At 71.1% G+C, this 26663-nt stretch carries 23 protein-coding genes; 1 reads left to right on the top strand and 22 read right to left on the bottom strand.

Annotated features, from left to right (window positions below; all coding sequences use genetic code 11):
- Position 1 precedes the first annotated feature (1 nt).
- From rplC to CWIS_RS06780, 22 genes are all read right to left on the bottom strand, one after another.
- The gene (gene rplC, locus CWIS_RS06885) at positions 2-661 is read right to left on the bottom strand and encodes a 50S ribosomal protein L3 (RefSeq protein ID WP_048342527.1); all 660 of its coding nucleotides are present in this window, start codon (positions 659-661) and stop codon (positions 2-4) included.
- A gap of 23 nt (positions 662-684) precedes the next feature.
- Complete coding sequence (rpsJ, locus tag CWIS_RS06880; protein ID WP_013117879.1) at positions 685-993, bottom strand: 30S ribosomal protein S10; 309 nt, start codon at positions 991-993, stop codon at positions 685-687.
- A gap of 380 nt (positions 994-1373) precedes the next feature.
- Entirely contained in the window at positions 1374-1778 is a 405-nt protein-coding gene (locus CWIS_RS06875) for a hypothetical protein (RefSeq protein WP_048342526.1), read from the bottom strand.
- On the bottom strand, positions 1775-2041 hold the full coding sequence (locus CWIS_RS06870; protein WP_048342525.1) for a hypothetical protein: 267 nt from the start codon (positions 2039-2041) through the stop codon (positions 1775-1777). Before CWIS_RS06870 ends, CWIS_RS06875 begins: the two co-directional genes overlap by 4 nt.
- A complete protein-coding gene (locus CWIS_RS06865; protein ID WP_156186583.1) occupies positions 2038-3255 on the bottom strand; it encodes a hypothetical protein in 1218 nt (405 codons plus the stop codon). Before CWIS_RS06865 ends, CWIS_RS06870 begins: the two co-directional genes overlap by 4 nt.
- On the bottom strand, positions 3252-3569 hold the full coding sequence (locus tag CWIS_RS06860) for a hypothetical protein (RefSeq protein ID WP_141369172.1): 318 nt from the start codon (positions 3567-3569) through the stop codon (positions 3252-3254). The genes CWIS_RS06865 and CWIS_RS06860 overlap by 4 nt, the downstream gene beginning before the upstream one ends.
- A gap of 133 nt (positions 3570-3702) precedes the next feature.
- On the bottom strand, positions 3703-4560 hold the full coding sequence (locus CWIS_RS06855) for a hypothetical protein (protein ID WP_048342522.1): 858 nt from the start codon (positions 4558-4560) through the stop codon (positions 3703-3705).
- A gap of 181 nt (positions 4561-4741) precedes the next feature.
- Entirely contained in the window at positions 4742-5935 is a 1194-nt protein-coding gene (gene tuf / locus CWIS_RS06850; protein ID WP_048342521.1) for an elongation factor Tu, read from the bottom strand.
- A gap of 121 nt (positions 5936-6056) precedes the next feature.
- Entirely contained in the window at positions 6057-8159 is a 2103-nt protein-coding gene (fusA, locus tag CWIS_RS06845) for an elongation factor G (protein ID WP_048342520.1), read from the bottom strand.
- A 75-nt stretch (positions 8160-8234) separates the two neighbouring features.
- Positions 8235-8705: a 30S ribosomal protein S7 gene (gene rpsG, locus CWIS_RS06840; protein ID WP_048342519.1), complete on the bottom strand. Its 471-nt coding sequence runs from the start codon at positions 8703-8705 to the stop codon at positions 8235-8237.
- Positions 8706-8709: 4 nt separating this feature from the next.
- The gene (gene rpsL / locus CWIS_RS06835) at positions 8710-9078 is read right to left on the bottom strand and encodes a 30S ribosomal protein S12 (protein WP_013882841.1); all 369 of its coding nucleotides are present in this window, start codon (positions 9076-9078) and stop codon (positions 8710-8712) included.
- Positions 9079-9504: 426 nt separating this feature from the next.
- Positions 9505-9744, bottom strand: coding sequence for a hypothetical protein (locus tag CWIS_RS06830; protein ID WP_048342518.1), 240 nt, complete (start codon positions 9742-9744; stop codon positions 9505-9507).
- A 2-nt stretch (positions 9745-9746) separates the two neighbouring features.
- On the bottom strand, positions 9747-10961 hold the full coding sequence (locus tag CWIS_RS17530; RefSeq protein WP_053071599.1) for a hypothetical protein: 1215 nt from the start codon (positions 10959-10961) through the stop codon (positions 9747-9749).
- Positions 10958-11281, bottom strand: a complete 324-nt coding sequence (locus CWIS_RS06820) for a type VII secretion target (protein ID WP_048342517.1) — start codon at positions 11279-11281, stop codon at positions 10958-10960. Before CWIS_RS06820 ends, CWIS_RS17530 begins: the two co-directional genes overlap by 4 nt.
- Positions 11278-11655 carry a YbaB/EbfC family nucleoid-associated protein gene (locus CWIS_RS06815; RefSeq protein WP_170210892.1) on the bottom strand — a complete coding sequence of 126 codons (378 nt, stop codon included), beginning with the start codon at positions 11653-11655 and terminating at the stop codon, positions 11278-11280. Before CWIS_RS06815 ends, CWIS_RS06820 begins: the two co-directional genes overlap by 4 nt.
- A 135-nt stretch (positions 11656-11790) precedes the next feature.
- Positions 11791-15660, bottom strand: a complete 3870-nt coding sequence (locus CWIS_RS06810) for a DNA-directed RNA polymerase subunit beta' (RefSeq protein ID WP_048342516.1) — start codon at positions 15658-15660, stop codon at positions 11791-11793.
- Positions 15661-15787: 127 nt separating this feature from the next.
- Positions 15788-19294 carry a DNA-directed RNA polymerase subunit beta gene (gene rpoB / locus CWIS_RS06805; RefSeq protein ID WP_048342515.1) on the bottom strand — a complete coding sequence of 1169 codons (3507 nt, stop codon included), beginning with the start codon at positions 19292-19294 and terminating at the stop codon, positions 15788-15790.
- Positions 19295-19743: 449 nt separating this feature from the next.
- Positions 19744-20136 carry a 50S ribosomal protein L7/L12 gene (gene rplL / locus CWIS_RS06800; protein ID WP_048342514.1) on the bottom strand — a complete coding sequence of 131 codons (393 nt, stop codon included), beginning with the start codon at positions 20134-20136 and terminating at the stop codon, positions 19744-19746.
- 93 nt (positions 20137-20229) lie between these two features.
- Complete coding sequence (gene rplJ, locus CWIS_RS06795; protein ID WP_048342513.1) at positions 20230-20760, bottom strand: 50S ribosomal protein L10; 531 nt, start codon at positions 20758-20760, stop codon at positions 20230-20232.
- Between the two features lie 235 nt (positions 20761-20995).
- On the bottom strand, positions 20996-23638 hold the full coding sequence (locus CWIS_RS06790) for a CHAT domain-containing protein (RefSeq protein ID WP_048342512.1): 2643 nt from the start codon (positions 23636-23638) through the stop codon (positions 20996-20998).
- A gap of 8 nt (positions 23639-23646) precedes the next feature.
- The gene (locus CWIS_RS06785) at positions 23647-24147 is read right to left on the bottom strand and encodes a hypothetical protein (RefSeq protein ID WP_048342511.1); all 501 of its coding nucleotides are present in this window, start codon (positions 24145-24147) and stop codon (positions 23647-23649) included.
- Positions 24144-24773, bottom strand: a complete 630-nt coding sequence (locus CWIS_RS06780) for an RNA polymerase sigma factor (RefSeq protein ID WP_229747360.1) — start codon at positions 24771-24773, stop codon at positions 24144-24146. The genes CWIS_RS06785 and CWIS_RS06780 overlap by 4 nt, the downstream gene beginning before the upstream one ends.
- Before the next feature lie 352 nt (positions 24774-25125).
- On the opposite strand from CWIS_RS06780, the gene CWIS_RS06775 reads away from it, so the two are divergent.
- Positions 25126-26663, top strand: a 1538-nt coding sequence (locus tag CWIS_RS06775; protein ID WP_231583708.1) for a peptidase S32, incomplete at its 3' end; no start/stop codon positions are given.

Below are 26663 nucleotides of genomic sequence, written 5' to 3'. Positions count from 1 at the left end.
GTCACGCACCCTTCACAGCGGATCGCACGACGACGACACCGTTCTTGGGGCCGGGGACGGCACCCTTGACGAGCAGGAGGCCCCGCTCGGCGTCGACCGCGTGCACGGTCAGGTTCTGAGTGGTCTGACGGGCGACGCCCATCCGACCGGCCATCCGCAGACCCTTGAACACGCGCGACGGCGTCGAGGCGCCACCGATCGAGCCCGGCTTGCGGTGGTTGCGGTGGGCACCGTGCGAGGCGCCGACGCCGGAGAAGCCGTGACGCTTCATCACACCGGCGGTGCCCTTGCCCTTGGTCGTGCCGATCACGTCGACGAGCTGACCCGCCTCGAAGGCGGTCGCGTCGATCTCCTGGCCGAGCGTGTACTCGGACGCGTTCGACGTGCGGATCTCGGCCACGTTCCGGCGCGGGGTAACCCCGGCCTTTTCGAAGTGGCCCTTGAGCGGCTGCGTGACCTTGCGCGGGTCGATCTGGCCGAAGGCCAGCTGGACCGCTGCGTAGCCGTCAGCCTCAGCGGAGCGGACCTGCGTCACGACGTTCGTGCCGACCTCGACGACCGTGACGGGCACGAGGCGACCGGCCTCGTCCCACAGCTGGGTCATGCCGAGCTTGCGGCCGAGCAGGGCCGTGACGGGGCGCGCGTTCTGCTGGGTAACCATGAGGATCAGTTCCTTCCCAGCGATCAGAGCTTGATCTCGATGTTCACGTCCGCAGGCAGGTCGAGACGCATGAGCGAGTCGACGGCCTTGGGCGTGGGGTCGATGATGTCGATGAGCCGCTTGTGCGTGCGCATCTCGAAGTGCTCGCGGCTGTCCTTGTACTTGTGGGGCGACCGGATGACGCAGAACACGTTCTTCTCGGTCGGCAACGGCACCGGGCCCACGACCGACGCACCAGCGCGAGTCACCGTGTCGACGATCTTGCGCGCCGAGCTGTCGATGACTTCGTGGTCGTAGGACTTGAGCCGGATGCGGATCTTCTGTCCCGCCATGGCGTCGTCTACTTCTCTCTCTTCGAACTGGTCCGTCCGACCCCCGCGCTCGGGCGTGTCGCTCTTCGCGACGCACCTGGGCGCTGCATACCGTTCCCGGTATGAGGTCGGTGGTTGTCGTCGAACCGCCACCGCCGGGTCGACCCCGGGGCTGACGCGGTTCGCCACGTCTGTCGGCCCAGCCTGGCGCGCACGAAGGCACACCCGTAGCGGGCAACCTGAACAGTGTGCCAGACGAGCGCCTGCATCTCCAACCCGGGCCGGCGGTGACCTGCACCTCATCGCGCGGCGGATCCCGCGCAGCGACCGGGCACCCGGGCCCCGCACGCGCTCGACCTGCGCCGGTGCGCGCCGTTCACGCTCCGCGCGCCGTCCGACCGCTACGCGCCGTCGGCCCCGATCCAGAACGTGGCCTCGAAGCGCCCACCCACGGCGTCGTCGTCGGCCCCGCGCGGCTCGACGCTCAGCAGCATCACCGGGACGCCGTCGGTCTCGACCCGCTCCCCCACCGCGACCCAGCCGAGCTCACCCGCCACCTTCACCGAGCACCCGTCGTCCGAGAGCCCGCCGATCCCGAGCACCACGTCGCCGACGACGAGCTGCGCACCACCCGCGGCGCTCTCGACCACCCCGCCGGCGGGAGTCTCGGCCGTGCGCTCGCACCACGCCTCGTCCCCCCGCCCCGACCACGCCAGGACGGCAGCGACGGCCACGGCGACGACCCCGAGGCCCACGCCGGCGAGCACCACGGGACGCACCCGGCGCCCGGTCGCGGTGTCGCTCACCGCCGCTCCCCCGACTCGGGCACGAACTCGAGCTCCGCGCGGCCGACCCCGACGGCGCTCACGTCCCGCACCGTCAGCGTGCCCCAGCCCGGCAGCGAGAGCGCCTGCCCGCGATCCACCCAGGCGCGGTGGCGGGCGCCGTGCAGCCCGACCGCGAGGCGCGCGCGCATCGCGCCGTCCACGACGTCGAGCCCCACGACCCCGACGAGCGCCTCGGCAACCTCCCGCTGCGTCCCGGCACGCAGCTCGAACGACTCGCTCATGCCGGTGCCTGCGAGACCGTCACGCGCCCGAAGATCCGCGCGAACTCGTCCGCGTCCATCCGGAACACCTCTCCGCCGTCCGCACCGTTGCCCTGGCCCCACGGGTTGCGGACCCACACCCCGCCGTCGTCGTCGATCCGCTCGACCATGTAGGCGTGCCCGCCCACGACGTCGACCTCGATGTCGGTCAGCTCGCCGTCGCGCCGCACCTGCACCGTGACGTCGTCGACATCGGGACGTCCCCCGGTGTCCGCCGTCACCGCCGCACCGTCGGCCAGCCGCTCGGCGATGCTCTCGCGGTTACCGCCGAACTCGTCGTCCCACGGCCACCACGTGTCGTCGGTGGTGTACGAGCTCGCGTCGCGACCGGTGATCATCTCCATCGCGTCCTCGGGGTAGCCGCCGTCGTCGAGGTCGGCGTAGCCGAGGTGGATGCCGAGAGCCGCCTCGTAGACGGACACCAGCCCGACCGTGCCGGCGGGCTGGCGCACGCCGCCGTCGTAGACGCCGTCGACGAACACCTCGGTCGGCTTGCCGTCGACGTAGAGGGTCACCCAGTAGCCCTGCTTGAGGGCGTCCCAGCGCACGTTGCGCCGCAGCAGGGCGTCACCGTCGTCGGTGCGCATGAAGCCCATGAGCGACGAGAGCAGGTAGCACGAGCCGATCCCCTGCTGCCGCACGTCTGCCTGGTCCCACGAGCCCTTGTCGAGCATGTCGTCCGGGACCTGGGTGTCGCGGCGCGCGGCGTCGGACAGCGCGTCGATCGCTGGCTTGTCGGTTCCCAGGGCGGCGCGCACCGCGTCCGCGGCGCGGCCCGCGGCAGCCTCCGCCCGACCCGTCGCGCTCCACACCCGCGCGCGTGCCCGCAGGTAGTCGTACCAGGCGGGGAGGTCGAGCGCGTCGGCGGCGACCCGGGCCCTCGCCCGCCTGCGGTCGTCGTCGGCGGCCCTCGCGTCCTCCTCGGCCGCCGCGAGCTCCGCAGCGAAGCCGGTCAGCGCTCCCGCGATCGCGGTGAGGCTCGACTCGACCGCCCCGGCGCCGGACTCGACGGCTCCCAGCCGGGCGTCGCACGCGTCGGCGGCCGCACCGGTCCAGTCGAGCGCCCCGCGCTGACCGTGCACGAGAGCGCCGGCCTCGGCCACCGCGGTCGCCGCGCCGCTCACCTGCGTGGCCGCAGCACTCACGGCGCCCGCGTCGCCCGGCAGCACCCTCACCGCACGGCTCCGACGAGCAGGCTCGCGAGCTTCTCGAGCGCGGCGCGCACGCGCTCCTCGGCGTCGCGGTACGCCTGCGCGCAGTCCTGGAGCCGGATCGCCGAGCCGACGGTCACGCTCGCGAGATCGCCCACGCGGGTGGTCATCGCCGTCTGCGCCTCGGCCATCGCGCCGCTCAACGACGCGAAGCCGTAGACGCCGTCGCCGGCCGGCCACGCCGCCGGGTCAGCAGGCCGCAGGGTCGTGACGACCTGCAGCAGCTCCTTGCCCGCCTCGTCGAGCGTCCCGGCCGTCGCCGAGAACCCTTCGCTCACCGCACGCACCCCCGCCTCGCCGAGTCGGACGAACTCGGGCGACGGTAGCACTCCGGACGTCCTGCCGGCCGCCGTTCTGCCGACCGTCGTCCGAGCGGCCGTCCTCGTGCCAGCTGCCGCTCCCGGGCGGCCGTCACGCAGCGTCGTGGTGGACCATGATCGTCCCGACGCCGCTGCTCACCTTCACGACGTAGTGCGGCCCGTCGGCCGAGAAGCCCTCGGTGGGGATCTGCGTCCCGGCCTCGACCGCGTTCTCGGTGCGGTCGTCGACCATCACCTGACCCGCGCCGGTCTGGACGTCGACGAGGACCGCCACCCCGGCAGGGACGTGCAGCACGAACGACCCCAGGCCGGACTTCAGGTCGACCGTGACCGGCGCGTCCGGCACCGGCAGCGTCAGGTCGACCGAGCGAGCACCCGCGGTGACCTCGACGCCCGCGACCTTGGCGCCCATCAGGTTCGCGGTGACCGTGTCGGTCTCTGCACCCAGCGCCACGGTCCACGCGACCTCGGGGGCCACTCGGACCGTCGACGCGTCGCCGGCCAGCGTCGCGACCGCCGGGTCGCCCTCGCTGAGCTGAGCGGCGGCGTCGGCGCCCGTGGCCTCGATCCCGACGAGCTCGTCCGCGCCCGCGTCGGCACGCAGCAGCACCGAGCCGACCGACCCCTCGAGGGTCAGCGCCGCGGTGTCCGCGGTCCCCCGGGCGATCGAGGCGGACACCGGCCCACCGTCGTCGTTCGTGGCGTCGTCGGCGGCACCCTTGCCACCGAACACCGCGTACGCACCCACGCCGACGACGATCGCCAGGGCGATCCCGATCACCCAGCCGAGCACCTTGCCCCGGCCCGGCTGTGCGGGGGCCGCGGTGCCGCCCGAGCCGGTGGGGTCGAGGACGGCGTCGAACGCCGGGGACGAAGGAGCCGGGTCGACGGCGGTCGCGGTGCGGCGGCCGTCGGCCGTGGGACGCGACTCGGGAAGCTCAGCAGACATGCGCAGGACGCTAATCGCGCGCGCGAGGCCCGGCGAGAGGATCCCTCGTCCGGGCCGCTGTCCGAATCGTTTCACTCCCCACCCGCCGCGGGCGGACACCGCCAGAGCCCGCAGACGGCAGCAGGGCCCGGGAGCCGAAGCTCCCGGGCCCTGCCGAGCGATCAGCCCCGAAGGGCGAGGATCACTTGATGATCTTGACGACGCGACCCGAGCCGACGGTGCGGCCACCCTCGCGGATGGCGAAGCCGAGGCCCTCCTCCATCGCGATGGGCTGGATCAGCGTGACGGAGATCTCCGTGTTGTCGCCGGGCATGACCATCTCGGTGCCCTCGGGCAGCGTGATGACACCGGTGACGTCGGTCGTCCGGAAGTAGAACTGCGGACGGTAGTTCGTGTAGAAGGGGTTGTGACGCCCACCCTCGTCCTTGGCCAGGATGTAGACCTGGCCCTCGAACTCGGTGTGCGGCGTGATCGAACCCGGCTTCACGACGACCTGGCCACGCTCGACCTCCTCGCGGCGCGTGCCGCGCAGGAGCAGACCGACGTTCTCGCCGGCCTCGGCGTAGTCGAGCAGCTTGCGGAACATCTCGACACCGGTGACGGTGGTCTTGATCGCCTTCTCCTTGATGCCGACGATCTCCACCTCCTCGTTCACCTTGAGCTGACCGCGCTCGACGCGGCCCGTCACGACGGTGCCACGACCGGTGATCGTGAAGACGTCCTCGATCGGCATGAGGAACGGCTTGTCGATGTCACGCACCGGGTCCGGCACGTTCTCGTCGACGGCGTCCAGCAGGTCCTCGACCGACTTGACCCACTGCGGGTCGCCCTCGAGCGCCTTGAGGCCCGAGACGCGCACGACCGGCGCGTTGTCGCCGTCGAAGCCCTGCGACGACAGCAGCTCGCGGACCTCCATCTCGACGAGCTCGAGGATCTCCTCGTCGTCGACCATGTCGGACTTGTTGAGCGCCACGAGCAGGTACGGGACGCCGACCTGACGGGCGAGCAGGACGTGCTCACGCGTCTGGGCCATCGGGCCGTCGGTGGCCGCGACCACGAGGATGGCGCCGTCCATCTGCGCCGCACCCGTGATCATGTTCTTGATGTAGTCGGCGTGACCGGGGGCGTCGACGTGCGCGTAGTGACGCTTCTCGGTCTGGTACTCGACGTGCGCGATGTTGATCGTGATACCGCGCTGCTTCTCCTCAGGCGCCTTGTCGATCTCGTCGAACGGCGTGAAGGGGTTCAGGTCCGGGTACTTGTCGTGCAGCACCTTCGAGATCGCGGCGGTCAGCGTCGTCTTGCCGTGGTCGACGTGACCGATGGTCCCGATGTTGACGTGCGGCTTCGTCCGCTCGAACTTCGCCTTGCCCACTAGGTGTCCTCCTCAGGACTTGGTAGAGACTGCCCGGCTGCAGCTACCGGAAGGTACCTGCAGAGCGCGCGGCCCCACGGGTCGGTTTGTGTGATGGAACTACAGGTTTCGACCTGTGGGACTACTCGCCCCGGGTCTTCTTGATGATCTCGTCGGCCACGGCCCGAGGCACCTCGGCGTAGCTGTCGAACTGCATCGAGTACACCGCACGACCCTGGGTCTTCGACCGCAGGTCACCGACGTACCCGAACATCTCCGAGAGGGGCACCTGGGCGCGAATGACCTTCACACCCGTGGCGTCCTCCATGGACTGGATCATGCCGCGGCGCGAGTTCAGGTCGCCGATGACATCACCCATGTAGTCCTCAGGGGTGCGGACCTCGACGGCCATGATCGGCTCGAGCAGAGCCGGGTCGGCCTTGCGGACAGCTTCCTTGAGGATCATCGAACCGGCGATCTTGAACGCCATCTCCGAGGAGTCGACGTCGTGCGCCGCACCGTCGAGCAGGATCGCCTTGACGCCCACGAGCGGGAAGCCCGCGAGGACGCCGAGCTGCATCGCGCTCTGGATGCCCTGGTCGACGGACGGGATGTACTCGCGCGGGACGCGGCCACCGGTGACCTTGTTCTCGAACTCGTACAGCTCGCCCTCGGCCGGGTCCAGCGGCTCGAAGGTCATCTGCACCTTCGCGTACTGGCCGGAGCCACCGGTCTGCTTCTTGTGCGTGTAGTCGATCTTCTCGACCGCACGACGGATCGTCTCGCGGTACGCGACCTGCGGCTTGCCGACGTTCGCCTCGACCTTGAACTCGCGACGCATGCGGTCGACGAGGATGTCGAGGTGGAGCTCGCCCATGCCGCCGATGACGGTCTGGCCGGTCTCCTCGTCGAGCTTGACCCGGAACGTCGGGTCCTCCTCGGCGAGCTTCTGGATCGCGATGGAGAGCTTCTCCTGGTCGCCCTTGGTCTTCGGCTCGATCGCCACGTCGATGACGGGCTCCGGGAAGGTCATGGACTCGAGCACCACCGGCGAGCTCGGGTCGCACAGGGTGTCACCGGTGGTGACGTCCTTGAGCCCGATGAACGCGTAGATGTGGCCGGCCGTGGCCTCCTGGACCGGGTTCTCCTTGTTGGAGTGCATCTGGAAGAGCTTCCCGATGCGCTCCTTCTTGCCCTTGGTCGAGTTGAGCACCTGGGCGCCCTGCTCGACGGAGCCGGAGTAGACCCGGACGTACGTCAGCTTCCCGAAGAACGGGTGCGACGCCACCTTGAACGCGAGAGCCGAGAACGGCTCGGTCGCGTCGGGGTGACGCTCGACGACGATCTCCGCGTCCTTCGCGTCGTGGCCCTGCACGGCAGGGACGTCGAGCGGGGTCGGGAGGTAGTCGATGACGGCGTCGAGCATGGGCTGGACGCCCTTGTTCTTGAACGCCGAGCCGCACAGGACCGGGTAGGCCTCCGAGGCGACCGTGAGCTTGCGGATGCCGGCCTTGATCTCGGCGACCGTCAGCTCCTCGCCACCGAGGAACTTCTCGAGCAGCTCGTCGTCGGTCTCGGCGACGGCCTCGAGCAGCTCCGCGCGGTACTGCGCGGCCTTCTCGACGAGGTCGGCGGGGATCTCCTCGACCTCGTACTTCTCGCCCAGCGCGGTCTCGCCACGCCAGACGAGCGCACGCTGCTCGACCAGGTCCACGACGCCGATGAAGTCGCTCTCCGAGCCGATCGGCAGCTGGATGACCAGCGGCTTGGCCTTGAGGCGCTCGACGATGGTCTTCACGGTGAAGTAGAAGTCCGCGCCCAGCTTGTCCATCTTGTTGACGAAGCAGATGCGCGGGACGTCGTACTTGTCGGCCTGGCGCCAGACGGTCTCCGACTGGGGCTCCACGCCCTCCTTGCCGTCGAACACCGCGACGGCACCGTCGAGGACGCGCAGCGAGCGCTCCACCTCGACCGTGAAGTCCACGTGGCCAGGCGTGTCGATGATGTTGATCTGGTTGTTCTTCCAGTAGCAGGTCGTCGCGGCGGACGTGATCGTGATGCCGCGCTCCTGCTCCTGCTCCATCCAGTCCATCGTCGACGCACCGTCGTGCGTCTCACCGATCTTGTAGTTGACCCCGGTGTAGAACAGGATCCGCTCGGTGGTCGTCGTCTTGCCGGCATCGATGTGCGCCATGATGCCGATGTTGCGGACCTTCGTGAGGTCCGTCAGCACGTCAAGTGCCACGTTGGTCTGCCCCTTGTCGGTTGGCTCGGTGTGCGGCCGGCACACGCTGACGCGTGCCGGCCGCACCGGCTGGAATCACCAGCGGTAGTGCGCGAAGGCCCGGTTGGACTCGGCCATCTTGTGCATGTCCTCCCGGCGCTTCACAGCGGCACCGAGGCCGTTGGACGCGTCGAGGATCTCGTTCATGAGGCGCTCGGTCATCGTCTTCTCGCGACGAGCGCGCGAGTAGTCGGTGAGCCAGCGCAGCGCGAGCGTCGTGGAGCGCACGGGACGCACCTCGATCGGCACCTGGTACGTGGCACCACCGACACGACGCGACTTGACCTCGAGCGACGGACGCACGTTGTCGAGCGCGCGCTTGAGCACGACGACCGGGTCCTGCTGGGTCTTCTCGCGCACGCCCTCGAGCGCGCCGTAGACGATCGACTCCGCGACGGTCTTCTTGCCGTCGAGGAGGATCTTGTTGATGAGCTGCGTGACGACCGGCGACCCGTAGACGGGGTCGACGATCAGCGGCCGCTTCGGGGCGGGACCCTTACGAGGCATCGGTTCAGCCCTTCTTCGCGCCGTAGCGGCTGCGCGCCTGCTTGCGGTTCTTCACGCCCTGCGTGTCGAGAGCGCCGCGCACGATCTTGTAGCGGACACCCGGCAGGTCCTTCACACGACCGCCGCGGACGAGCACGATCGAGTGCTCCTGCAGGTTGTGGCCGACGCCGGGGATGTAGGCCGTGACCTCGACGCCCGACGACAGGCGCACACGGGCGACCTTGCGCAGAGCGGAGTTCGGCTTCTTGGGGGTCGTGGTGTACACGCGCGTGCACACGCCACGACGCTGCGGGCTGCCCTTGAGGGCAGGCGTCTTCGACTTGTTCGTCTTCGCCTGCCGGCCCTTGCGGACCAGCTGCTGGATCGTAGGCACTACGTCTCCGTCTGGTAGATGAGCTCTGGTCGACCGGTGCCCGTCACCCTGGACGGCCGGCAAGTGCGCGAGTCGCCGCCCGTCGCGCGGCTATCGCATGGTCGTGAGTCCCGAACCGACCCACGCGCTCGGGCGTGTCGCCCCGTTCTCCTCCGGCTCCGAGGCCCAGCGGGAGCCGGGCGGCGGGGACCGCACGAGAGGCGGGGGTTGGTGTCCCTGCGCACCTGCGGGGCGGGTCCGTACGAAGCGGACGACACCCGTGCGAGTGCACGCGCGAGGGCCCGACGGCGCGGGCACGGTGTCCAACGTTACCTTCCTCGCCCGGACACCGTCAAAGGACCGGCACTGTGACGCTGCCCGTGCTCGCGCTGCGCCGCAACCGGGGGTCCACCCGCGCTGGTCAGCCGTGCGCGGAGCCGTCCGCGGTCACGAGTAGAACGCGGCTCTCTCCGGCCATGCTCCCTCGCGTCGGTGCAGCCGGAGCACCTTCACGAGCGCCCACTGCGCGGAGATCGGACGGTCCTGCGTGCCCTCGACGTACCACGCGTCCAGGTCCTCGAACGGGATGACCAGCACACCCTCGTCGGCCACCGGCGTCTCCCCGAAGGCGTACCGCACCTCCGTCGCCGACTCGGCGACCTTGCGCCCGAACGCCGTGCCCGCCATCGTCATCCCCTCCGGCTCGCGTCGAGGGCCGAGCGCCAGTCCGACACCTCGGTCGCCGCCCGGTGCGCCTGCGCGTACGAGGCACCGGGATGCGCGTCCATGTAGCGCGCCTCGGCGATCTCGTGGCGCAGGAGCATGCGGTCGAGCTCGGTCGCCGTGCCCGAGCGCAGCCGCTCGAAGGCCTCCGCCATGTCCGGGCTCGCGTCGAACCGCCCCGTGTACGGGTCATCGTAGTCAGTGCCCAGCAGGTGCTCGTCGCGCAGCACGTGGTCCATCGCGCGGTCGACGTCGGCCTGCGAGAACTCGGGGTTGTGCCGCGCCATGTCCGCGGCGAGGTCCGGGTCCGCGCGGAGCGAGTCGTAGACCCGCTCCGACCACTCCTCCGCGCGCCAGTCCTGGCGCGGACGCGGCCCGTGCTCGCCGCCGGTGTGCACGACCGGCCCGTCCGGCCGGGCGGGCGGCGCGTCCGCCGAGCGGCGCACGCTCGCGGCGAGGCGGGCGAGGGCCTCACGCATCGCCTCGACGAGGTTCTTCAGGGACTTCGCGGAGGTCACGACGTCGACGACCGACCGGCCGACCCGCGTCGCGAGCGACGACACGCGCGTCGAGACCTGGCCGACGATCCACGGGGTCGCCAGCCCGAGCGTGAACACGGCCTCGGCCGCCCACGAGATGATCGAGCCGACGAGCTGGGCGATCGTGTCGCGCACCAGGTCGTGCACCACCTGCACGACCGTCGCGCACGTCCGCAGCGCGGAGGCCACCGCCGACGACGACGCCGACGACGCGCGCATCTTCGCCGCCAGGTCGTCGGCGTACCTGGCGTACGCCACCACCGCCGCACCCTGCATCGCCTCGAGATCGGCACGCGCCATGTGGCTCAGGTCCTCGCCCGCGGTGCCCATCGCCGCGGCCACGTTGTCCCACGTCCCCGCGAACCCGGCGACCGCGCCCGCATCACCCGTGAGGTCGTCCAGCCAGCCCTTGAGCGGCTCGAGGTGATCCATCAGCCAGCCCAACCCGGCCGCGATCAGCGAGCCGAGCGGGTCGACCACGGTGGCCGCCACGTCGAGCGCCGCGCCGACGCCCGCCAGCCCCACCTCCAGCCACGACCCGCCCTGCAGCGCCTGCGCCAGGTCGTGGACCGACTCGACCACCCCTGTGCCGGAGACCGCGGTCGTCGTGTCCTGCCCCGGGACGACGAGCGCGTCGGTCATGCGCCGTCCAGCGCTCGCGTCAGGGCGCGCAGCGCGAGGGCCACGCGTTCGTCGCAGGCCTCGAAGGAGGCGGCCATGCCCGTCAGCCCCGTGGACGCCGCGGACACCGCGCCGTCCAGCTCCACGATCGCGTCCTGCGACGCGCGCGCGGCGCCCGAGACGATGCTCGGCAGGAACGAGCACAGGACGCCGAACGCGCCGCCGTGCAGGTCGGCCGAGCCCACGGCCGAACGCGCCGCCCCGACGTCCGACCCGAGGCTGCGCACCCGCCCCGCGTGCCGGCGCAGCACTTCGGTGTCGAGCACGAGCTCGCTGCTCACGGGGTCGCCCCCCAGCGCTGGGCGACCTCGGCGCGCAGGTGCGCGCTCGCGCCGTCGTCGGCGCCGAACGCCTCCTCCATGGCCGCCACGGCCCGCGCGCCCGCCTCCGCGCCGGCCCGCCCGACGAGCTCGACGACGAGCCGCGACAGCTCGCGCCCGCCGCGGTCGAGCGCCTCGTCTGCGAGCTCGAGGTCGGTGAGCCGTCCCGAGACGTCGACCTCGACCAGCACGTCCCCTCGTGGCGAGGACGCACGGCCCCGGATGGCGTCGATCCGGTCCCGGACCTCGCCGGCCGCCACCGCGCGTCGTTGCGCGGCCGCGATGTCGTCGCGCACGCGCGCGAGGACCTCGTCGGGATCGGAGTAGACGGACATGTCGGGCAGCATAGCCACGGTCCGTGCCGGGTCGCGCGGGCGACCTCGAGCTCGTGCGTCAACGCCCGAGGGGGCCCACCGCGGTGCGGTGGACCCCCTCGGGTCGGATCCTCGGGTCGGATCAGGAGTACGACGTCAGCGCAGGTCGCCGAAGTCGATGTCCTCGAGCGGGATCGCCTCGCCGGAGCCGAAGCCGAGTGCCGGGAAGTCGATCTCGTCGTAGCCGAACGTCGGGTACAGCTCGGCCTTCGCCTCCTCCGTCGGCTCCACCGCGATGTCGCGGTAGCGGGGCAGACCCGTGCCGGCGGGGATGAGCTTGCCGAGGATGACGTTCTCCTTGAGGCCGAGCAGCGGGTCGCTACGACCCGACATGGCGGCCTCGGTGAGCACGCGGGTGGTCTCCTGGAAGGAGGCCGCCGACAGCCACGAGTCGGTCGCGAGCGACGCCTTCGTGATGCCCATGAGCTCGGGACGACCCGAGGCCGGCTGACCGCCCTCGGCAACCGCCTGGCGGTTGGCGTCCTCGAACCGGCCACGCTCGGCGAGCTCGCCGGGCAGCAGGTCGGTCGAGCCCGAGTCGAGCACCGTCACGCGACGCAGCATCTGCCGCACGATGACCTCGATGTGCTTGTCGTGGATGTCCACGCCCTGCGAGCGGTAGACCTCCTGCACCTCGTCGACCAGGTGCTCCTGCGTCTTGCGCGGGCCGAGGATGCGCAGGACCTTCTTCGGGTCCACGGCACCCTGGACCAGCTGGGTCCCGACGACGACGTGGTCGCCGTCGTTGACCAGCAGGCGGGAGCGCTTGGTGATCGGGTAGGCGATCTCCTCCGAGCCGTCGTCCGGGGTCAGGACGATGCGCCGCGAACGGTCACCCTCCTCGATCACCACGCGACCCGAGAACTCCGCGATCGGCGCCTCACCCTTGGGGGTACGGGCCTCGAAGAGCTCCTGGACACGCGGCAGACCCTGCGTGATGTCCTCCGCGGAGGCGACACCACCGGTGTGGAAGGTACGCATCGTCAGCTGCGTGCCGGGCTCACCGATCGACTGGGCCGCGATGATGCCGACGGCCTCACCGATGTCGACGAGCTTGCCGGTGGCCAGCGAGCGGCCGTAGCACTTGGCGCACGTGCCGACGCGCGACTCGCAGGTGAGCACCGAACGCACCTTGAGCGTGTCGACACCCGACTCGAGCAGACGGTCGAGCAGCACGTCGCCGACGTCGTCACCGGCGTGACCGATGACCTCGCCGTCGACCTCGATGTCCGTCGCGAGCGTGCGCGAGTAGACGCTGGTCTCGACCTTGTCGTGACGACGCAGCGCGCCGTCGCCACCCGGGACGCCGATCGGCATCGTCAGGCCGCGCTCGGTGCCGCAGTCGTCCTCGCGGACGATGACGTCCTGCGAGACGTCCACCAGACGACGCGTGAGGTAACCCGAGTCGGCGGTCCGCAGAGCGGTGTCCGCCAGACCCTTGCGGGCACCGTGCGTGGCGATGAAGTACTCGAGGACGGACAGGCCCTCGCGGTAGTTGGACTTGATCGGACGAGGGATGATCTCGCCCTTCGGGTTCGCCACGAGACCGCGCATACCGGCGATCTGACGGACCTGCATCCAGTTACCACGCGCGCCCGAGCCGACCATCCGGTACACCGTGTTGCGCGCAGGGAAGTTCTCCTGCATCGCCTTGGCGACCTTGTCGGTGGCCTGCGTCCAGATCTCGATGAGCTCCTGACGACGCTCGTCGTCGGTGATGAGGCCCTTCTCGTACTGGCCCTGCACCTTGGCGGCGCGCGCCTCGTGCTCCTCGAGGATCGCGGCCTTCGCCGCCGGCGTCGCGACGTCGGAGATGGCGATGGTCACGCCCGAGCGCGTGGCCCAGCGGAAACCGGCCTCCTTGAGCGCGTCGAGGGACGCCGCGACGGCGACCTTCGGGTAGCGCTCGGCGAGGTCGTTGACGATGACCGACAGACGCTTCTTGTCGACGACGCCGTTCTCGTACGGGTAGTCGACCGGCAGCAGCTCGTTGAAGAGCGCACGGCCGAGCGTCGTCTCGAACAGCAGCGTCTGGCCCGGCTCCCAGCCCTCGGGCGCCGCGTCCTCGCCGAGCACCAGGTCGTCGAAGCGGATCTTGACGACCGCGTTCAGGTCCAGCGAACCCTGGTCGAACGCCATGATCGCCTCGGAGACCGAGCTGAACGCCCGGCCGGCGCCCGTGGCCTCCGGCTTGTCCGACGTCAGGTGGAACAGGCCGATGATCATGTCCTGCGAGGGCATGGTCACCGGACGGCCGTCCGACGGCTTGAGGATGTTGTTGCTCGAGAGCATGAGGATGCGGGCCTCGGCCTGCGCCTCGGCGCTCAGGGGCAGGTGGACGGCCATCTGGTCACCGTCGAAGTCCGCGTTGAACGCGGCGCAGACGAGCGGGTGCAGGTGGATCGCCTTGCCCTCGACGAGCTGCGGCTCGAACGCCTGGATGCCCAGACGGTGCAGCGTGGGTGCACGGTTCAGCAGCACCGGGTGCTCGGTGATGACCTCCTCGAGCACGTCCCACACGACCGGGCGCGCGCGCTCGACCATGCGCTTGGCAGACTTGATGTTCTGCGCGTGGTTGAGGTCCACCAGACGCTTCATGACGAACGGCTTGAACAGCTCGAGCGCCATCTGCTTGGGCAGGCCGCACTGGTGCAGCTTGAGCTGCGGGCCGACGACGATGACCGAACGGCCCGAGTAGTCGACGCGCTTGCCGAGCAGGTTCTGGCGGAACCGGCCCTGCTTGCCCTTGAGCATGTCGGAGATCGACTTCAGCGGACGGTTGCCGGGGCCCGTGACGGGGCGGCCACGACGGCCGTTGTCGAACAGCGAGTCCACGGCCTCCTGGAGCATCCGCTTCTCGTTGTTGACGATGATCTCCGGCGCGCCCAGGTCCAGGAGCCGCTTGAGGCGGTTGTTCCGGTTGATGACGCGGCGGTACAGGTCGTTCAGGTCGGAGGTCGCGAAGCGGCCACCGTCGAGCTGGACCATCGGGCGCAGGTCCGGCGGGATGACCGGGACGGCGTCGAGGACCATGCCCGTGGGCGAGTTGGTCGTGGTGAGGAACGCGTTGACGACCTTCAGACGCTTGAGGGCACGCGTCTTGCGCTGGCCCTTGCCCGTCTTGATGATCTCGCGCAGGTTGTCCGACTCGGCCTCCAGGTCGAAGGCCTCGAGGCGCTTCTGGATCGCCGCGGCGCCCATCGAGCCCTCGAAGTAGTTGCCGTAGCGGTCCTGCAGCTGGCGGTAGAGCAGCTCGTCGCCCTCGAGGTCGGCGACCTTGAGGTTCTTGAACCGGTCCCACACCTGGTCGAGACGGTCGACCTCCGCGTCGGCACGCTTGCGGATCTGCGCCATCTCGCGCTCGGCCGAGTCGCGGACCTTGCGGCGCGCGTCGGCCTTGGCGCCCTCGGCCTCGAGCTCGGCCAGGTCGGCCTCGAGCTTCGCGGCGCGGTTGTTGATGTCGTTGTCGCGGCGGTCGGTGATCTCCTTGCGCTCCAGGTCGATCTCGTTCTGGAGGTTCGGGAGGTCTTCCTGACGACCGTCGACGTCGACCCACGTGATCATGTAGGCCGCGAAGTAGATGACCTTCTCGAGGTCCTTCGGCGCGAGGTCGAGCAGGTAGCCCAGACGCGACGGCACACCCTTGAAGAACCAGATGTGCGTGACGGGGGCGGCCAGCTCGATGTGGCCCATGCGCTCACGGCGCACCTTGGAACGGGTCACCTCGACGCCGCAGCGCTCGCAGATGATGCCCTTGAAGCGCACGCGCTTGTACTTGCCGCAGTTGCACTCCCAGTCCCGGGTGGGACCGAAGATCTTCTCGCAGAACAGGCCATCCTTCTCCGGCTTCAGGGTCCGGTAGTTGATGGTCTCGGGCTTCTTGACCTCGCCGTGCGACCAGGCACGGATGTCGTCGGCCGTGGCCAGGCCGATACGCAGCTCGTCGAAGACGTTGACGTCGAGCAAGGGTGGTCCTACTTCCTTCGCTTGCCGGCCCGCGTGCTCGCGGGTGTCCGGCGGACGGAAATGTTGCTAAAGGGGTGCGGGCCCCCGGTCCGGCATCCCTGCTGGGTAGCCGGACCGGGGCTCGACGTCAGATCTCTTCGACGCTGCTGGCGTTGGGGCGACGCGACAGGTCGATGCCGAGCTCCTCCGCTGCGCGGTAGACCTCGTCGTCGTTCTCCTTCATGTCGATCGAGACGCCGTCGGACGACAGCACCTCGACGTTCAGGCAGAGCGACTGCATCTCCTTGAGCAGGACCTTGAACGACTCCGGGATGCCCGAGTCGGGGATGTTCTCGCCCTTGACGATGGCCTCGTACACCTTCACGCGGCCCGGGACGTCGTCCGACTTGATGGTCAGGAGCTCCTGCAGCGTGTAGGCCGCGCCGTACGCCTCGAGGGCCCACACCTCCATCTCGCCGAAGCGCTGGCCGCCGAACTGCGCCTTACCACCCAGCGGCTGCTGCGTGATCATCGAGTACGGGCCGGTCGAACGCGCGTGGATCTTGTCGTCCACCAGGTGGTGCAGCTTCAGGATGTACATGTAGCCGACCGACACCGCGTCCGGGAACGGCTCGCCGGAGCGGCCGTCGAACAGACGCGCCTTGCCGTCCGAGCCGACCATGCGCTCGCCGTCACGGTTCGGCAGCGTCGAGCCGAGCAGCCCCGTCAGGGTCTGCTCCGGGACACCGTCGAACACGGGCGTCGCGACCGGGTTGCCAGGCTGCGACGAGGCGGCGATCGCCGGGACACCGTCACGCCACGCCACGTCGCCCTCGGCGAGCTGGATGTCCCAGCCCTGCTTGGCGACCCAGCCCAGGTGCGTCTCGAGGACCTGGCCGACGTTCATACGGCCGGGCACACCGAGCGGGTTGAGGACGACGTCCACGGCGGTCCCGTCGGCGAGGAACGGCATGTCCTCGACCGGCAGGATCTTCGAGATGACGCCCTTGTTGCCGTGACGGCCGGCGAGCTTGTCGCCGTCCGTGATCTTGCGGCGCTGCGCGATGTACACGCGGACCAGCTCGTTGACGCCCGCGGGCAGCTCGTCGCCGTCCTCGCGCGAGAACGTGCGCACCTCGATGACCGTGCCGGACTCGCCGTGCGGGACCTTGAGCGAGGTGTCGCGCACCTCGCGCGCCTTCTCGCCGAAGATCGCACGCAGCAGGCGCTCCTCCGGGGTCAGCTCGGTCTCGCCCTTGGGCGTGACCTTCCCGACGAGCACGTCGCCGGCCGCGACCTCGGCACCGATGCGGATGATGCCGCGCTCGTCGAGGTCCGCGAGGACCTCCTCGGAGACGTTCGGGATGTCCCGCGTGATCTCCTCGGGGCCGAGCTTGGTGTCACGAGCGTCGACCTCGTGCTCCTCGATGTGGATCGAGGACAGCACGTCGTCCTGCACGAGGCGCTGCGACAGGATGATCGCGTCCTCGTAGTTGTGGCCCTCCCACGACATGAACGCGACCAGCAGGTTGCGGCCGAGCGCGAGCTCGCCCTCGTCCGTGGCCGGGCCGTCGGCGAGGACCGAGCCCACCTCGACGCGCTGACCGGCGTCGACCAGCACGCGCTGGTTGTAGGACGTGCCCTGGTTCGAGCGGCGGAACTTCGCGACGCGGTACGTCGAGGAGGTCGCGTCGTCGTTCGCCACCGTGATGAGGTCGGCCGAGACCTCCGTGACGACACCGGGCTTCGTCGCGACGATCACGTCGCCGGCGTCGACGGCCGCACGACGCTCCATGCCGGTGCCGACCAGCGGCGCCTCGGAGCGGACCAGCGGCACGGCCTGGCGCTGCATGTTGGCGCCCATGAGCGCGCGGTTCGCGTCGTCGTGCTCGAGGAACGGGATCAGGGCCGTCGCGACCGACACCATCTGGCGCGGCGAGACGTCCATGTAGTCGATGAGCTCGCCGGGGATGTAGTCGATCTCCCCGCCCTTGGTGCGGACCAGGACACGGTCCTCCTCGAACTCGCCGTTCTCCTTGAGGGGCGCGTTCGCCTGGGCGATGACGTGACGGTCCTCGTCGTCGGCCGTGAGGTAGTGCACCTCGTCCGTGACGCGACCCTTGACGACCCGGCGGTACGGCGTCTCGACGAAGCCGAACGGGTTGATCCGACCGAACGACGCGAGCGAGCCGATCAGACCGATGTTCGGACCCTCAGGGGTCTCGATCGGGCACATGCGGCCGTAGTGCGACGGGTGGACGTCACGGACCTCCATGCCGGCGCGGTCACGGGACAGACCACCCGGGCCGAGGGCCGACAGACGCCGCTTGTGCGTCAGCCCCGCGAGCGGGTTGTTCTGGTCCATGAACTGCGAGAGCTGCGAGGTGCCGAAGAACTCCTTGATCGACGCCACGACCGGGCGGATGTTGATCAAGGTCTGCGGCGTGATGGCCTCGACGTCCTGCGTCGTCATGCGCTCGCGCACGACGCGCTCCATCCGGGACAGGCCCGTGCGGACCTGGTTCTGGATGAGCTCGCCGACCGCGCGGATGCGGCGGTTGCCGAAGTGGTCGATGTCGTCCGTCTCGACGCGGATCTCGATCGACTCACCGTTGCGCGTGCCCGGCAGCGAGGTCTGGTCGATGTGCAGCGCGGCGAGGTACTTGATCGTCGCGACGACGTCCTCGCGCGAGAGCACCGAGTCCGACAGCGGCGCGTCCTGGCCGAGCTTCTTGTTGACCTTGTAGCGGCCGACCTTCGCGAGGTCGTAGCGCTTCGGGTTGAAGTAGAAGTTCTCGATGAGCGCGCGACCGGCCTCGACCGTGGGCGGCTCGCCCGGGCGGATCTTGCGGTACAGGTCCAGCAGCGCCTCGTCCTGCGTCTGGACGTGGTCCTTCTCGAGCGTGTCGATGACCGCCGGGTACGCCGCGAACTCCTCACGGATCTCGCCCTCGGTCATGCCGAGCGCCTTGAGCAGCACCGTGGCGTTCTGCTTGCGCTTGCGGTCGACGCGCACGCCGACGTTGTCGCGCTTGTCGATCTCGAACTCGAGCCACGCGCCACGGCTCGGGATGACCTTGGCCGTCAGGACGTCCTTGTCGGACGTCTTGTCGGCGGTGCGCTCGAAGTACACGCCGGGCGAACGGACGAGCTGCGAGACGACCACGCGCTCGGTGCCGTTGATGATGAACGTGCCGCGCTCGGTCATGAGCGGGAAGTCGCCCATGAAGACCGTCTGGCTCTTGATCTCACCGGTCGTGTAGTTGACGAACTCGGCCGTCACGAACAGCGGGGCGGCGAAGGTGAAGTCCTTCTCCTTGCACTCCTCGGCCGTGTACTTCGCCGGCTCGAAGCGGTGCTCGCGGAAGGAGAGCGACATGGTGCCGCCGAAGTCCTCGATCGGGGAGATCTCCTCGAAGATCTCCTCGAGGCCGGCGGTCTGCGGGACGTCGTTGCGACCGTCCTCGAGAGCCGCGGCCACGCGCGCCTGCCACCGCTCGTTGCCCAGCAGCCAGTCCATGCTCTCGGTCTGCAGGCCGAGCAGGTCAGGGACCTCGAGCGGCTCGTGGATCTTGGCGAAGGAGATGCGGCGGGATGCGGTGCGGTTCGCGATGGCGTCGGCGGACGGTGCAGAAGGGGTGCGCGAGGCAGCCAAGAGGGGTCCTTCCCTGCGGTCGAGAGGCACGCTGCGCCGCCTGGCAAGGCGCGACCCCCAGCCTCGACGGCGGATCTCGACGCGCACATACGTCAAGATCCGGCTCGGGATATCTGAGATCGCGGGCACAGGCCAGCGCAAAGCGCTAGCATACTCGGCCCCCTGACGGAAGTCCACCCGGTCGGCGAGCGCCGCACCCCCGTGGTGCACCTCGACGGCGCACCCACCCGGTGCTCGCTCCAGCCGGACCGACGGATCCGCGTCCGCGCCCGGCCCTTCGGCCAGGCGGGCGACCTCGTTGTCGCCGCGGCCATGGTGGCACAGACCACACCCCGACGGGAAGTTGCCGGCCGCCGCACGCACGACGAAGGCCCGCCGCCCCGGACGGGGTGGCGGGCCTTCGTGCGTGAGCGTCTCCGCGACGGGGACGAGCCCCGCGCGGAGTCAGATCACTTGAGCTCGACCGAAGCGCCGGCGCCCTCGAGCTGCGCCTTCGCCTTCTCAGCCGTCTCCTTGTTGACGCCCTCGAGCACCGGCTTCGGCGCCTCGTCGACGAGGTCCTTGGCCTCCTTGAGGCCGAGCGACGTGAGCGCGCGCACCTCCTTGATGACCTGGATCTTCTTGTCACCGGCGGCGGTCAGGACGACGTCGAACGAGTCCTTCTCCTCCTCGGCGGCGGCGTCGGCACCAGCACCACCGGCGGCCGGCGCGGCGGCGACGGCGACGGGGGCAGCAGCGGTGACCTCGAAGACCTCCTCGAAGGCCTTCACGAACTCGGACAGCTCGATCAGGGTCAGACCCTTGAACTGCTCGATGAGCTCCTCAGTGGTGAGCTTCGCCATGAGAGGCGTTCCTTTCTTCGGTGCTCCGGGACGCGCACGCGTCCGAAGCGGGATGTGGGGTGATGCGCGGTGCGAGATCAGGCGTGAGCCGGATCAGGCAGCCGCACCTTCCGACTCCTGCTTCTGACGCAGGGCATCGATGACGCGAGCGGCCTGGGCGGTGTTCGCGGTGAAGACGTAGGCAGCCTGGTAGAGCTTGGCCTTCATCGCACCGGCCGCCTTGGCCAGCAGGACCTCACGGGACTCGAGGTCCGCGAGCTTGGTGACCTCTGCAGCGGTCAGGGCGCGGCCGTCGAGGACGCCCCCCTTGATGACCAGTGCAGGGTTCGCCTTGGCGAAGTCACGCAGACCCTTGGCGGCCTCGACCGGGTCGCCGGTGACGAAGGCGATCGCCGACGGGCCCGCGAGCTCGTCGTCGAGGCCCGTCAGGCCGGCTTCCTTGGCCGCGATCGCGGTCAGCGTGTTCTTCACCACGGCGTAGGTTGCGTTGCCGCCGAGCGCGCGACGCAGCGTCTTGAGCTGCGCCACGGTGAGCCCGCGGTACTCGGTCAGCACGGCCGCGTTGGACTCGCGGAACTTGTCCGCGATCTCCGCGACGGCGGCTGCCTTGTCCGGCCTCGCCATGGCAATCCTTCCGATGGTGGTGCCGGTCCCCGTCCCCCAGAACGACGAAGAGCCCCGCGCAGGCGCGGGGCTCGACAGACCGGCGCGGACGAACCGCACCATCGTGTAGAACTCTCACCTGCGCTGGCCTCCGCGAGCTGCGGGACTTCGGTTGGTCCGACGAGCGGACCGACGACCGGCGGTCTTGGGCACGACGAGACTACGTCACGCCCGACGAGCGACCAAATCGCGCTGGTCAGACCGGGGCACCCAGGCACACGAGCGGCACCAGGTCGCCCTGCGAGCGCTCGTGCTCGTCGCACGCCGCCGCGACAGCCTCCGCGACCGGGACCCCGGCCGCGAGCCTCTCGTGCACGCTCGTCATGACGCGCATCGCGGTCTCGTCCGGCAGCGGCGCGATCGCCGCGACCACGCACCCCACGCCCGTGCGCAGCAGCACGCTCGCGAGCCCGAGCGCCTCTCCCCCGTGCCGGATCGTCGCGCGGCCCACCTCGCACGACGACAGGAGCACGAGGTCGGGCACCTCGCCGCCGGCGTCGAGCTCGTGGGCGAACAGCGGGCCGTCCGCGAGCCGCAGCGACGAGAACAGCGGGTTGTCGGGCTCGTGCCGGCCGTGGGCGGCGAGGTGGACGATCCCGGGTGACGAGAGCGCCTCGGCCACGGTCGCGACCGAGGCGTCGTCGTCGACGAGGGCGCGCGCCCCCGGCCACAGGTCGGCGACGCGCCTCGCCTCGTCGGCGGCGTGCACCAGCCCCGGGCCCGCGGCGGCGGTCACCGGCGCGCCCGGCAGCCCGGCACCCGAGTACCGCATCCAGTGGTGCACGGACGGCGCGACGACGGTCGGGGTCCCGCGCCGCGACGGCAGCATCGACCACGGCAGCACGCCCAGCCACCCGCCCGCGACGACGACGAGCTCGTCGGCGTCGTCGAGCACCGGGGCCAGCGTGCCGTCGAGCCGGTCCAGCCCGGCGCGCAGCGACCGGTTCGCGACCGCCCGCAGCTCCGCGGGCACCAGGGGGTTCGCGACGACCTCGAGGTCCGCGTGCACGCGCCGCACCAGCTCGGCCGCGTCGGCCGCCTCGCCGAGCTCCGTGAGGCGCGCGCCGCTCTTGTCCATGCGCACGGCCAGGAGGCGACCCTGGTGGTCGATCACGTCCAGGAGAGTGGTGCGGGGCTGGTTGTCGAGCACGGCGCGCACCTCGTGCGCCCGGCCCTCGCGCTCGTCGCGCGCGCTTCCCGGCTCGTGCCACGAGCGCGCGAGGATCTCGTGCTTGAGGCGCTGCGCCTCGGCGAACAGCCGGATCCGCTCGGGGTCCGCCGCGGGACGCCCCGTGACCGGTCGGCTGCCCTCGACGAGCCTGCGCAGCTGCGCGAGCAGCTCAGCGGCGTCCGGGTCCGTCGGCGGGTTGACGCGCGGCGCGCCTCCCATCACCGCGCGCACGCGCTCGACGCACTCCAGCACCGGTTCCGGTCGCCCCGTGGCGAGCGCGAGGCGCATGTCGAGCACCGACAGCGCCGTGCCGTGCACCGCGCCCGCCGTCCGCAGGTCGAGCGACCCGAACCGGCTGCGGTGCAGCGCCAGGTCGCGCTGGCCCGCCCGCACGTGGTGGGACGCGCGCTGGGGCTGCCCCGCCGCGGCCGCCAGGAGCGCGCGCAGCCGGCGCCCGTGCAGCCGGAGCGTCAGAGGCTCGTCCGTGCTGACCGCACCGAGCCCGTCGAGCACACGTGCCGGGTCCGGACCCGCGCCGCGCGCGAGGTCCGCCTCGATCCGCAGGTACGTGGCCGCGCGCTGCCACGTCGGGCGTCCCGTCGTCCGGCACAGCTCCTCGACCTCCGCGGCCCGACGAGCGACCCCCGCCCACCCCGAGCGCGACGCCCTGCCCTCGGGCTGCTGCGCGAAGACCGCGGCGTCCGCCTGCAGTGCCAGGAGCGCCGAGCGGACCACCCACGCCTCGTCGCCACGACGCTGGAAGCGCCGACGCGCACTCGTCGCCCAGTGCCGAGCCGCGACCGGGTCGCCCCGCAGGAGCGCGCACTCCGCGCGGCCCAGCTCGCACTCGGCCACCTCGCGCGGCAGCCTCTCGTCGGCGAACATCTGCGCCGCCTGCGCGAGGATCTCGTCCGCCACGCCGACGAGCCCCGCCTCGAGCAGCACCTCGCTGCGGTCCCGCAACGCGGTGGGCCGAACGGGCCCGGGCAGGCTGCGCGCCGCGGCCTCCATCGACGCGAGGGCCTCCGGCAGGCGCCCCTCGTGGAAGTGCAGGTAGCCGAGGTTGTGCTCGGCCTTGAACACCAGCAGGGAGAACCCGGCCGCCTGCGCACGCCGAGCGCACTCCTCGTAGTCCGCCCGGGCCGCCACGACGTCGCGCCGCTCGCTGTGCAGGGTGCCGCGGTTCAGCAGGGCCCGGCAGCCGTCGACCGGGTCCGCGACCTCGATCTGCTCGACCGCGGCGTCGAGCGCCACCAGGGCCTCCTCCTGCCGGCCCGCACGCAGCGCGAGCAGGCCGCGGACCCCCGCCGCCGCCGGCACGATCCCCGGCCAGGCGTGCGCGGCACCCGCCGCGACGAGACCGTCGAGCTGGGCGAGCGCCGCCTGCGGCCCGCCGCGCGTCTCGAACTCGCACTTCGCGAGCTCCATGAGCGCGCGCGCTCGCACCCGCACGCGCAGCGGGTCGGTCAGCTCGCCGCCCTCAGGCGCACCCGTGCGGTCCAGCTGGGCGAGCGCCGCCACCAGCCGGCGCCTGGCCATGCCGGGGTGCCCCTCGGCGTTGTCCGCCTCCGCGAGCGCGACGTCGACCGCGACGCGCTCCAGGGCGGCGCGGTGGGGATCGTCACCCGGCAACGGCCCGGCGTCGACCGGTCCGGTGCTCTCGGTCATGGTCTCGGCTAGAGCTCGATCTGTGGTGTCACGACAGGCATCGTCGGGTCCGACGCCCGGCGCAGCACGAGCCGCGCGGGACCACGCTCGAGCTCCACGAAGGCGAACCTGCCGTCCTCGTCGGACGTCGTGGTCTCGACATGACCCGCGTGGTGCAGCTCGACGACGAGCTCACCCGCCGGCGCCGCCCACCCGTCGACCCGCACGCGGTCGTTCTCGTGGTGCACCGAGATCATCACCGTGAGCACGTCGGTCGTGAACGTGATGGTCCCCGCCTCGATGCTCGTCTCGTCGGCGCGCACCGCGAGTGCGGGCTCACCGACGAGGTGCAGCTCGGCGAGCTCCGCGTTGAGCAGCTCCATCGTCAGCGCGAGGCCGATGCTGTCGATGAGCCCCTCGGGCACGGGGTCGGCCGCGTCGACCAGGGCCGCGAGGCGGCCCAGGATCTCGAGGTCCAGGTCGTCGACGCCCGCGGCTGCGACGAGCGCGAGGGTCGCGTCGTCAGTCATGACATGCTCCAGGAAGGGTCGGAGGAGAGGGAGACGCGCAGCTTCGCGAGGCACCGTCCGCGGGTGGGACCGATGCTGCCGACCGGCATGCCCAGGGCTTGCGAGACCACGGTGTAGTCCGGTCGGTCGACCATCGCGACGAGCCCGAGGAGCCGGCGGCACCGCTCGGGCAGAGCCCGCACGTGGTCCCACAGGACACGGTCACGCTCGTCGCGCAGCGCGCGTGCGTCGGGGAGCTCGTCGGCGGGAGCCGTCAGCCAGGTCGTGGCGGCCTCGTCGGAGTCGGTCCGCGCGGCCTCCTCGCGCGAGCGCCGCACTGCCCGCCACGCGGCCCGCTTCGCGGTCACCAGGGTCCACTGCAACGTCGCCCGCGGGTCCCGGATCGTGTCGATCTCGCGCACCAGCGCGAGCCAGACGTTCTGCACGATGTCCTGCGCCTGCTCGGTCCCGGCGCCCTGCGCTCGCACCGTGTGCCAGAGCAAGGGCGTCATGACCTGCACGAGGGCCGCCATCGGTGCACGGTCACCCTCCCGGTACGCCACCACAGCACGGGCCGCCTGGTCGGCGAGCCCCTCCCCCTGGCCGCGGAGCGCGGTGTCCACCGGCTCCACCAGGTCGTCACTCATCATCAGACCCCTCACTCGACCGGTCGTCGGACGACCGCCTTCTGACACTAGGACGGCCAGGACAAACCCGACAAGGCATCTGCGGCACGCACCTCACGGGTCGACGACGAGGAGCACGTGGCGAGGCGCCAGATACGCCACCCGTCCGCGCGCGCCAGGTTCACCCGAACGAAGGACACCCGAGTCGGCGACGGCGCAGCGCGCGCGCCCCGAAGGTACTGACGGCGACGCTCTCGTCGCAGCAGTCGTCGCCGGATGTATCTGGGCCGCCGCCGCCTGCTCCTGACCTGCGGCTCGGCCCAGCCGAGAGACGCCCGGCCCACCGCCCGTACCCACGAGGAGTGTCAGCCCCATGTCCGAGCAGGACCCCCGCTCCGACTCCGGCCCCGCGCCCGAGTCCTCCCCTGACACCGCAGCCTCCGGCGCCGCGACGCCCGGCACAGCACAGGCCGGTGCCGACGCGCGCGCCCGTATCCGCCCGACGAAGCGCGGCATCGAGGACGTGCTCCTGGCCCGCGCGGGCGTCGTCGGCGTCGACATCGCCGAGAAGTGGTCGCACGGCCGCCCGACCGGCCAGCAGGCGATCGTCGTGCACGTCGAGCGCAAGCGTCCGCTCGACGAGCTGACCGACGCCGACCGCATCCCCGAGACGATCGACGGCGTGCCGACCGACGTCGTCGCAGGCCGCGTCTCGCCGTTGAGCCTCGCCACGGCGGTCGGCACCGCGGTCCAGCCCGGTCGGCTCCGGCCCCTGGTCGGCGGGCTCAGCATCGGCCCCTCGGACGCCGTCACCATCCCCGTGGACGGCCAGGCCCAGCTCCGCAGCGTCAACGGCACGCTCGGCGTCGTCGTGCGCGAGCGGCACACGGGGCGCGCCTTCGCCCTCACCAACTGGCACGTCGCCGCCGGTGACGGCCGCGAGGACGTCGGCAGCCGCTGGATCCAGCCCGCGCTCGCCGACGGCGGCAAGCCCGGCTCCGACCGGTTCGGCGCGCTCGTGCGCGGCGCGGTGACGGATCGGATCGACGCCGCCGTGGTCGCGCTCGCGCCCGGCGCTCCGTGGCTGCCCGGGATCCTGGGGATCGGGCCTGTCACCGGGACGCAGCGCGCGGTCGTCGGGTCCACCGTCCGCAAGTCCGGCCGCACGACCGGCGTCACCGTCGGCACCGTCGCGTCGACCGACTACACGACCGCCGTGGACTTCGGCCCCGGGGTCGGGCTGCGGACGCTGCGCGACCAGATCCGGGTCGAGCCCGTCGAGGGCCACGAGCGCTTCTCGGCAGGCGGGGACTCCGGGTCGGTCGTGGTCGACGCGACCGGCGCCGTCGTCGGCCTGCTGTGGGCCGGCGAGGACGACGGGAGCTTCTCCGTCGCCAACCCGATCGACGTCGTGCTCGACACGCTCGGGGTCGCGGTCGTCGCGGCGACGCCCACCTGGCGGGACGGGCTGCGCAACGCGGCCCGTGCTGACGGGCACGAGCCGGGCGCGACGAACGGGCGGCCGACGGGGCTCGGCGCAGGGTCCGCTCAGTCGGCTGGTCGGGGTGCGCAGGGGGCATCCCGACCGGCCGGCGCAGCGGCCCAGCCGTTCACCGAGCCCTTCACGGAACCGTTCACCGAGGCACTCGGCGTCAACCCGTTCACCGAGCCCTTCACGGAGCCGTTCACGGAGCCGTTCACGGAGCCGTTCACCGAACCCTTCACGGAGCCCTTCACCGAGGCACTCGGCGCCAACCCGTTCACGGAGCCCTTCACGGAGCCGTTCACGGAGCCGTTCACGGAGCCGTTCACGGAGCCGTTCACCGAGCCCTTCACGGAGCCGTTCACGGAGGCGCTGGGCGCCAACCCGTTCACCGAACCGTTCACAGAGCCGTTCACCGAACCCTTCAC

This window comes from Cellulomonas sp. A375-1, from assembly GCF_001040865.1.
Taxonomy (GTDB): Bacteria; Actinomycetota; Actinomycetes; order Actinomycetales; family Cellulomonadaceae; genus Cellulomonas; species Cellulomonas gelida.
This window is presented reverse-complemented; position numbering and strand designations above follow the sequence as displayed.